This is a genomic window from Mesorhizobium sp. M0833, from assembly GCF_040319905.1.
Taxonomy (GTDB): domain Bacteria; phylum Pseudomonadota; class Alphaproteobacteria; order Rhizobiales; family Rhizobiaceae; genus Mesorhizobium.
The window spans coordinates 1-9,088 of sequence record NZ_JAMYOQ010000065.1; the positions used below are offsets into that span (position 1 = coordinate 1).

9 protein-coding genes and 3 pseudogenes are annotated in these 9,088 nt (G+C 58.3%); 5 read left to right on the forward strand and 7 right to left on the reverse strand.

The window, feature by feature from the left end:
* Window positions 1-238 precede the first annotated feature (238 nt).
* Window positions 239-412: a hypothetical protein gene (locus NKH98_RS32395; RefSeq protein ID WP_352904256.1), complete on the reverse strand. Its 174-nt coding sequence runs from the start codon at window positions 410-412 to the stop codon at window positions 239-241.
* 199 nt (window positions 413-611) lie between these two features.
* On the opposite strand from NKH98_RS32395, the gene NKH98_RS32400 reads away from it, so the two are divergent.
* From NKH98_RS32400 to NKH98_RS32420, 5 genes and pseudogenes are all read left to right on the forward strand, one after another.
* Window positions 612-1,007 (forward strand): hypothetical protein, encoded by a 396-nt coding sequence (locus tag NKH98_RS32400; RefSeq protein WP_352904257.1) that lies wholly within the window; start codon window positions 612-614, stop codon window positions 1,005-1,007.
* Window positions 1,008-1,653: 646 nt separating this feature from the next.
* A pseudogene (locus NKH98_RS32405) lies at window positions 1,654-1,791 on the forward strand (pyridoxamine 5'-phosphate oxidase family protein); the annotation flags it as partial.
* A pseudogene (locus tag NKH98_RS32410) lies at window positions 1,764-2,139 on the forward strand (HipA domain-containing protein); the annotation flags it as partial. The pseudogenes NKH98_RS32405 and NKH98_RS32410, both read left to right, overlap by 28 nt.
* Window positions 2,140-2,846: 707 nt before the next feature.
* A complete protein-coding gene (locus NKH98_RS32415; RefSeq protein ID WP_352509911.1) occupies window positions 2,847-3,074 on the forward strand; it encodes a hypothetical protein in 228 nt (75 codons plus the stop codon).
* 281 nt (window positions 3,075-3,355) lie between these two features.
* Window positions 3,356-3,541 (forward strand): hypothetical protein, encoded by a 186-nt coding sequence (locus NKH98_RS32420; protein WP_352509912.1) that lies wholly within the window; start codon window positions 3,356-3,358, stop codon window positions 3,539-3,541.
* 785 nt (window positions 3,542-4,326) lie between these two features.
* Here NKH98_RS32420 and NKH98_RS32425 read toward each other — a convergent pair.
* The 6 genes and pseudogenes from NKH98_RS32425 to NKH98_RS32450 form a co-directional block, all read right to left on the reverse strand.
* Window positions 4,327-4,524: pseudogene (locus tag NKH98_RS32425) on the reverse strand (IS110 family transposase); the annotation flags it as partial.
* Between the two features lie 376 nt (window positions 4,525-4,900).
* On the reverse strand, window positions 4,901-5,317 hold the full coding sequence (locus NKH98_RS32430) for a DUF4112 domain-containing protein (protein ID WP_352904258.1): 417 nt from the start codon (window positions 5,315-5,317) through the stop codon (window positions 4,901-4,903).
* Window positions 5,318-5,351: 34 nt separating this feature from the next.
* On the reverse strand, window positions 5,352-5,834 hold the full coding sequence (locus tag NKH98_RS32435; protein WP_352509915.1) for a YidB family protein: 483 nt from the start codon (window positions 5,832-5,834) through the stop codon (window positions 5,352-5,354).
* 618 nt (window positions 5,835-6,452) lie between these two features.
* A complete protein-coding gene (locus tag NKH98_RS32440; protein WP_352904259.1) occupies window positions 6,453-6,758 on the reverse strand; it encodes a DUF1236 domain-containing protein in 306 nt (101 codons plus the stop codon).
* Window positions 6,759-7,333: 575 nt separating this feature from the next.
* On the reverse strand, window positions 7,334-7,996 hold the full coding sequence (locus NKH98_RS32445) for a Vgb family protein (protein ID WP_352904260.1): 663 nt from the start codon (window positions 7,994-7,996) through the stop codon (window positions 7,334-7,336).
* A gap of 875 nt (window positions 7,997-8,871) precedes the next feature.
* Window positions 8,872-9,088, reverse strand: a 217-nt coding sequence (locus NKH98_RS32450) for a hypothetical protein (protein WP_352904261.1), incomplete at its 5' end; no start/stop codon positions are given.

The following is a 9,088-nucleotide window of genomic DNA, read 5'->3' on the forward strand; positions in this document are numbered from 1 at the left end:
GGTCAAGGAACGCCTGTGCAGACGCCTGGTCGGCGAAGCAGTACAGCCGCCAGTTCTCATATGTCTGATCCGGCCATATCGCCTGCACCTGCCTTGTTATTGGGACCAGCCCTCGCTCTTCGCAGAAATCGCGGATCAGCGAGAAGCTGTGTCCCGTGCATAGATCATCGGGCAGCGCAACCTGGTAAGGCCACTCGCGGTCAATCTTGGCCGGCGAGGGACGACTGCTGCGCATCCGTCAGTGGTGAGCGCCGGGTTTCTTGCTCTCTCTCAGATAAATGTCGGTCTGGTGGCGCATCGCATCCGAAAGCGATAACGCCAGATCGAGGTCTTCAGGATAGATCGCCAATATCCAAGTGGCCGTCAGCTCCGCGATAGCCTGTTTCTGGCTGACGTCGGACAGGCCACGCATTTGCTTGCCATCTTGCTGACGGCCCGGTGAATGGCGGCTCGCTCGCGCCTTACCGTGGCATATATCTCGGGCTGCTCAGACTCGGTCGCAGTAATCGGCTTCATGGCGTGTGTCTCCAATCTGCTGACAGTGAACGAAATGAGAACATCAGAGTCAAGAGCCTCTTGACGGAACAGGAATATGTTCCTTTTCTAGAGGGATGGCGCACGATCCGATCGACACGCTGGGCAAGGCAACCCGGCACAACATGCTTGTGAAGGCGGAATGCAGTTGCGGCAATGTCCGCTACTGCCGTTCGGCTGACCTGATGATGGTATATGGCGACGGCGCTGATCCGCTGAAGCTGAGGTTCGATTGCAGCCGCTGCAAGCTGACGGTGAAGATCACCCTGCTCGAAGTACATCCGGAGCACCTTCCCAAGCGCCTGGTGATCCATAAGCCGGTGAAGGTCGACGGGAAGATCCGCTGGACTACCGAACAGTTCCGGGGACAGGGGCGTGGCAAAAGGCTGGACCCCGCAAACTCTGATCGACTCGAAGACACGGCTCACTGCGTTCTGCCACAATCCGCGGTGTCACCAAAACCAGCCGCTTGAGAAGCTGAGGGCCAAGCTCGGCCCGGATGCAGCGATGGCGGACGATCTCATTCCGAAGCTGAAATGCGCCAAGTGCGGCGGCAAGCGCGTTGGACTGATTTATACGCCCGACACCAACCCGAGCCCCTACGGCAAGGCAGAGGGCGGGCGATGAACCTAAGGTCCGGTTTCCGGCGAAGCAGTGCCGGCCTGCTTCATGAAGTCATGGCGGCGCGCGCGAACATGTGCCAGCAAATTCGCTTCATTGACGACCCCGGATCTAAAGAGAGACAGCGTGGTCGAGGCGAGAATCTGGCTGTCTATCAAGGTGCTGTACGATTTCGCGTCGGCGGCTATCTGATCGACAACCCGCTGGCAGATCGCTCGATCTTTAGGTCTAAGGAACTGACTTTTCGGTGCTCGTGGCAATCTCGACGCCTTTAAAGGGGAAGTTACTGTGTCCCCCGCGACCGAAGCGTGGGTCTCCGAGAATGGACCCTAATCGCATTCCGACAGATAATTGCCATTCGTTTGAGTGGTGCCGATGTTTTTGCTATGGCGTGGTAATCGAGGCCATTAGCCGTATTGGGGACGGTAATTTTGGGACCAGTACGCGCACGGTCGCGAGGGGAGTTAGTTCAAAGCCCCTATAGAGGACAATGGCCGAATGACAATTGCAACGCTGAGGCCGGACGGCTGGCCGCAGGCGACGACCGTCGGCTACGTGAACGAAGGCCTTACGCTCTATTTCCTCTGCGGCCTGGATAGCCAGAAGGCGGAGAATCTGGCGCGAGACGATCGCGTGCCCTCTATCGCCGTTTCGCCTTCAACGTGCTGATTTCCAACGTCGACGATCACCTGCGCAATCACGGCTTCCTTTTGATGGTCGCTATCGCCTGCCTACGATCTCAATCCGGTCCCGACGGATCTAGAGCCGCGGGTTCTGACGACCAACATCGATTCGTGTTCGCTTGGTCTTCTGGAGAGCGCCGCCGGGTTCTTCGCGCTGACGCTCCCGCAGGCGCGAACGGTCGCCGTGGTGACGTCGACCAGGCGCGATTTTGCCAAGGCCGCGGGGGCGCGACCGGCGGAGATCAACGGGATGGCGATCGCTTTCGAGCACGATGATCTCAAAAGGGCTCTGGCGCTCTAGGCGCGCCGCGCGTCCCGGCCTTCGACTTGCTGCAGCCATGTTCCTGGCGAGCCCGACCAGGCGCAGGACAGCCCGCTTTGGATTCGACTCGAGCCAAACGCCCCTGATCGGGCTGACGATCGCTGGTGACGGTCGATATCAGCAAGGTCAGGCTGGTTGAGAAGTACAGGGCGCCAAAGCGCAGAAAGCCGCTGCGCGACATGGCTTAGGTCGTCCGAGGGCGGGAAGCTTGCGCGGACCTCCCATTGGTGATTTGCTTCACGTCACTTGGGAGGGGCAAATGCTGAAGGTTATTGGAATAGCGGCGCTGGCTGGGATCTGTGCCACTCCCGCCTCTGCTACGTGCTTCCAAATGAGGAGCGACGTCGACGGGGCCATTGATTATCTGCTTTGCCTCCACAATGAGCACGTGGATCTTTTGAATCAGCATGCGGACGACCTGAACGGATAAGGCGCATCAATAAGCACTCTTTCGAAAGCGGCACTCTTGGCGGATGACAACGGCCGAGAAGCAGCGAACCGCATACAGAGCTTAGAGAGAGAGGTCCGCGAGCTTCGCGACGAGATCGATTCGCTCAAAACTGAGCGCCAATAATGCGACTCGCGGCTGCCTCGTACTTGTTCTCGCAACGGTGAGTGCGGCTTCGGCGGACAGCCCCGCGAGGAAAGCTCGACAGATTGCTCTTCAGAATTCGTGGTCAGCATGCATGGCGATCTCCGTTGATGGGGTCGCCGCACCGAATTCACTGTCCCCGGTCTGTCGGCCGGATGCAAGTCGCTTCCACCATGCCGCCTTCACGATGCAGCATGGCGGCGACAATGACGTCGAAAACGTTCCCGACCTCCTCTTCGATCTCGTGTGCCTTGATGCCGCTCTCCTCAGCCGCTTTCAGGGCCTGGTCGGCAAGATTCCTAATAGCGAACGGATCGCTTGACCTTGCGTTAGGCAGATGCTCTGCCATCCATTTGTCGAAGAAGTTGATGCCACGTGTGCTCATCCAGCCATAAGCTGGCGAATGGGATTAAGTTCCTTCTTCCCGAAAATCCTGCAGCGAGGCGTGCTTCCAACGATGCAGGCCCGGTGAGCAATTGCGAGTCGGATTGAGCCGATCGGACCTTAGTCGGCGGTTGCCGATCAGACTTTAGTCGGCGGTTCGAGGAACAAGTCACCCTCTCGATGATTGGTACGATAATACCGTCGGAAAGGAATTTCAAAGTGGGAGATGACAAGCCCAGCCGCGAGCGACTCAAGGAGGCTCAGGCGAAGGGCCTCGCGGAGGAGACCGGTATAACGGAGGCGCAGGCAAGCGATCTGATTGAAATGATTGGGACCGATCGCGCATCATTGCTGCGCGAGGCACGCATCCTGAAGAAGCGCCAAACGCCGCCGGCAAAGTCGTGACACAAGGATGGCCCCCACCCTCCGGGAGAGGACGCGGGCCGACCGGAGGACACCGATCTCAGCATCGGCCTCGTAGCAATGCTGCAGATGCCTAATCCGCGTCTCAAGGTTGCGTTCCATAAGAGGTCTGTCTGGTGCAGCGTGCCTACTTGGCCTTCTTGCCTTTTCGGTTCATCTTCGGCTTCGATGCCAGCGCAGCAGCAGGAGCGGTTTCGGCCGTAAGTCGTTGCTCCCGTAGCCGAGCCGTCTTTGCATCTCGCGCGATGCGCTCAATGTCGGTGAAAGCCCGTGCAGCATCCGACGTGCGCTCCTGTCTGTCGGATTTTTCTTTATCAGATAAGTATCGCCTCTCCCGCATTATTGTCCTCGATCTGACGGTACGGGCTTTTGTGGCCGACCGAACCATTGTCGCCCGACCGTGTTCCCCCAGACAACAAAAAAAGCCCGCGCCTCTGGCGGAGAACGCGGGCCCGATCGGGCTTTTGGCCCGTCTGCAGCGGGCGCTGAGGGGGCGCACTCGCTGATCACAGACAATCATCAGAAATCACTAAAGTTCCACCCTGACTAATACTTCGGAAACGACTGCAGCAGCATTGAGACAAGATCTTTGCCGGTGCTCGTGAAACAGAGGGCGCGATTGGTCTGGGCATTTGTCGGAAAGTCCCAACCCCAGCTTCTCCGGTGCCTGCCCTGAGTGTCTTCGCCCCGCTCCGTAAGGTTGGTCCACGTGATGTTGTTGGTGTTGCGCTTGCAGGCGCCGCCAATCAGAAGACCATCGTCGACGGTATCTGCAACCGCATCTTGAGAAGCTGGCGCCGTGCGGTGATCAGCGTGCGGATCAGCATGCTGTCGAAACCCTTGACCCGAACTTCTCGGTAGAAACCAACCTCGGCCAGATGTGCCAGGCCATTCGCATCATTCGCATCGGTCTTGTTCGCGGCCATATCCAGCGCGGCCGATGTGGCCTCTGTTCCTGTTAGGCATGATTCTTCTCCCATGCCACCCTCCGCCGCGGCAGCGCTCAACACGAGCAAGCGAATGTAACAACAATGGGCTGAGAGGGCCGCCCAGGATTTCAGCCGAAAGGGTTACCGGGCTCTCGGTCGATCGAAGCTGCGGGCTGGTTAATGGGCGCAGTCGCGCCATTTCTTGAAACCGGTCGTAACGCTACGCGACGACGCGCGCAACATCGGGCTTGGTCCTAACCACGACTGGGCTTCTCATGGTGCCGATGCGTTTGGACTAATGTGCCTGGTGCATGCCGTTCCCGAGAAACTCCCTGCCAACACGCGTGCCAAGGTACTAGCGCTCAGCATCGTCTGAAATGACGGGCGGTCGGAATCGGTAATCGCAGTCGGCTTACCTTTGGAGGTGTCGGCGAAGCAGCCTGAGGTTGCGATTATTCGCCTTGAAGTATACGTCGAAGATCGAACCTAGAATAGGAACGCTCCCCACAACCGTATCGAGCAGCACGTTCCCCAACATGCGAGCGATCAGGCCATTCCCAGCACCGCAGTTACGCGCTTGTAAGACGATGTAAGCTGAAACCAGGCCTGATGCTGCATCTCCCAGGACAGGGACTAGGCCGACCAAGGCGTCCATTCCAAAACGTATTGAAGTTCCGGGAACGCGCCAGCGGGAATCGAGTAGACGGGCCAAGAGATCCAACTCGTCAATTGCTGTCGCTGCCTTAAGCTCGCCAAAGCCCTGCGCGCTCTTCGCTGGCTTTGAACGGTTGCGGCGAAGTATCAGGTCTTCTCGATCCAGGGCAGTCATTCTAGATTTTCGCTCGCGCCGGCTGGATCATTGATCAGTTACCCTTAGCCTGCGTCCAACCCGGGGGCACGTCGTCGAGCAGGGTCGTTTCATCCGAGCCCTGCGTCGGCTCAGCTGGGGGCATTTCACCATTCGGGGTCATCTGATTGACCGCCTCAGGCAGATCTCGCGTGATCCTGGCAATGAGCTCCTCGCGCGAAAGACCGGTCTGCATAGAAAGAGACGTGAGCGTATCCTCGTCTATGGCCATCTCCACCTCGCGTGGCTCGATTGGCTGGTTCGGTCCAGTGCTCACCCAAGAGTCTACCTTTGATCCCGCACCCACATTTCTGAATCGTTCGAGGATGTCGCCGAGAGCGGTGCCCGACACACCTTTGGACAGTTGATCGACCATTCCACCTTGCGGATTGTTTGGATCGCGTTCCCGCGCGCGACGGATCATGTCTCCTATCTTGTCGCGGTTCTGGTAGGCTAGAACCCCAAGCATCGCGATCGCTAGTTTTCCCAGATTTGCCATTGGTTCCTCCTTATTCCAACTTGAAAAAGGGCTCCGCCTGGCAAAAGTTCCGCGAACGACGATCTAATATTGTGCAGGACGCACGCTGGAGTTTGCGGTTTCCCACTATCACTTTGAAAGAACTTGGCTTTCGTCGGCGATTGAGCATGAGCGGATTTGTTCCTTAGTACGAGGGGGCGAGTGTTTGGTACAAAAATCTGAGCGGGTGATCGGATAACTGGCTCGGGCGAGGCCGCTTCGGCGCGGAGAGATCATGCGTTCCTCGAAGCGCCTGATCGCCGCCGACAACCTGACGCAGAAGGAAAACGCCAAGTTCGAGGCGCAGCTCGCCATCGCCCGCGCCATGATGCGCGCCGGCCGGTCTTGACGATCGACAACCCAGCGCCAGTATCCTGGCGATGGATGAAAATTACATCTACGGAGAAAGAACCGGCCTGCAGCTCGTGCGTATGGCGATCGGCCGGCGTGCTGCCGAGCGAGGAGGCAGTCAACCTGCTCTATGGACCGTTGCCGGTGCATGAGGGCGAGGCGCTTGCAAAAGCGATCATCGAGACTGTCGAGCGGCTGACCCGGACTATTGACGCTTTGCCGTGGCCATCCGAGCCAGCGATCCCAAGATCAGATCCAGTCGTAGACCTTGATGATCTTGCGCGTGCTCGGATCCACCAGAACGGTCCGGTTGTCGACGACCACATAACGGTATTTGACGTTCGGCACTTCATGCAGCTCGACGGTGTCTGGGAGGGGCGAGCCGATGTTAAGCTCCACTCCAGGGATTTTCACCGATGCGAGCGGCTGCTTCTTCACGTATTCCTTGATGACGGTTTCCTGCTGCGGTTCGATGATCACGTCCTGGGCGGCAGCGGCACCAATGCCGGCCAGCAGCAGAAATCCCGCCGCTGCGGTGGAAAGATGCATTCTCATAGCCGTCTCCTTGTTGAGATTTTGCCGGGACGCAGCTTCATCGCGCCAAGCTCACCTCAACGCGAGCCAATCAACGAACGTTCCTCGAAGGGGCTTAAACCACTAGACCGTAGGACTTACGTCTGGCCTGGCCGCGCAATGGTCCCGAGCGCCGGTGGCGTCGGGAACAGCCGTAGCCTATTCATAGTTGGTGCGTCATCTCCGGGAGGAGAAATCGGCGCAGGACAAGCCCTCATGCGCTGACTGGGGTCCGCAGGCCATTGCTGGATTTGGCAAGCGGACCCTTAGTTCCTCTGACGCTCCGGATCGTCGCCGAAGCCGAGCAGCGAAGCGTCACGGATATAATATTTGTGCTCGCCCCGCAGATGTTTAATGCGCAGCTTCACCCCAGGCTGACCCATTGAGTAGCCGGCCGCTTCTTGACGCCTTCCGGAGGCTTACGCGTGCTGCTGGTCCGGAAGGGGTCGATAGTGTTGAAAAAGTCCGCAACTAAGCTTGTTGACCCCATCGGTTATCCGCCAACAACGGACAGAATCGAGTTCGCGCTAAAAGCTCAAGAGCCACGCGGTAACGAACTATTCCGGCGGCTTGATGCGGAAGATCGAGTTGCCGGAGATCCATAGCGAATCATCTCCATAACGGATAGCGTCGCCTAGGTACACTCCGGATGGGCGCTTGAACTTGCCACTGAACGAGTTCGTATTCGGGTCAATGCGAATGACCGGGACGAGTATCGTTGATAGCCAGACAAAGCCGCCTCCGACTGCTATATCGCCGCCCTCTCCGGCGGCGTCAGCCTCGATGGTGGCGAGAACCTCACCGGTTTTGCCATCGATCCGCTGGACGGTTCCGTCGCCCTGATTGAGGACCCAGATCGATCCTTCGCCGGACGTCAGGAACCGCGGCTCTGGGTTGAGAGCAGTTGTCGTAACGATCTGATTCGTTTTCGGATCGACACGGTACAATTCACTCTTCGCAGTTCCTGTAACCCAGACGGACCCGAAGTCTGCGACTACGCCGGAGCTGGCAGATGGCAGCGGTACCTTCGCGACCTCGTTCCCAGTCTGAGCATCATAGCGAGCCAGGATCTGGCCATTGCTACCGGTGACGGCCCATACGGCACCTTCACCGACTCCGATGCTACCTTCGCTGTCGAATAGGAGGGACGGTATTTGCAGGACGATTTTGTTTGCGCGCGGGTCTACCTTGTAGATTGTCTTGCTGCCGACATCCGGCACCCAGACGGCGCCCTCGCCGATGGAAATCCCGCGGTAACTGCCGACAGCCCCCTCAATGGGAATGTCGGTAACAGCTCGTCTGGATTGATCCGAACAAGCTTACGGCCACTCATCATCCAGAGAGAGTCAAAACCGAAGGCTAAGAAATCGCCGCCACGCTCTATTGTCGCTTCTATGAGCACCTCAGGGGGTTTTTCCTCGGGAGCTGCCGGAGTTGCCCAAGCCGAGGCTGCTATCGAAAGAGCGATCGCGTATGTTGCTGTTTGGATTCCCATTTGCCCCTCCATCAGGGGAATTCCACCTCGCCGTACTGGCTCTGGTCATTCCAAGTAGCGGCCAAACGCAAGCACCCCTGGCATCACGGCTAGGATGGTTGTTGTTCAAGCGTCTTCCGCTTCGCGGGGCCGGCTAGCTAGATCATAAACTTTGGACGGCAGCACCGGAAGCCGAAAACGCTCCCAGGCCTTGCGGAGGGATCCGACAGCATCCAGCTCTCAGGCGCCAGGAGTTCGAACTTCTTTCGGTTTGGAAAGACGCTCCCATACGTCGCACGCCCTTTTTTCGTCTCGGCGATGAAGCGCGTGAACTCTCGTTCGAGCTCGAACACCGATTGCTCCTTTGTGTCGGCGGTTCCTCGCTGTCCGCCATGAAGTCGGAAGCGTGGATCGGAGGTAGAGGTCGTCCATGACCAGGTATCTCTCCGGGCACCGTTTCCCCACCTATGACGGTTCTGTCCCAATCCAACCAGACACGGGCGCCGCGGTCGCGGGCGAATTCGAACGCCTCGACAGCATCTTCGAAAGCAGCAAGCACAGTGCTGCCGTCGACGACTTCGAAGCCGCCCTGGTCGGCGAGGTGGATCTTGAGGCGGTCTGTCATCCGCGGAACCGCTCTGTGGTCCAATGGATCTTGCCATCGATCTTCATGGGCTTGTGGATCATCAGCCGCTTCGGCAGGTGCTCCGGGTGCACCTCTAGAAGCGTGATCTTCACCGACGGCTTGCAGCGGCTGCAATCGAACCTCAGCTTCAGCGGATCAGCGCCGTCGCCATATACCATCATCAGGTCAGCCGAACGGCAGTAGCGGACATTG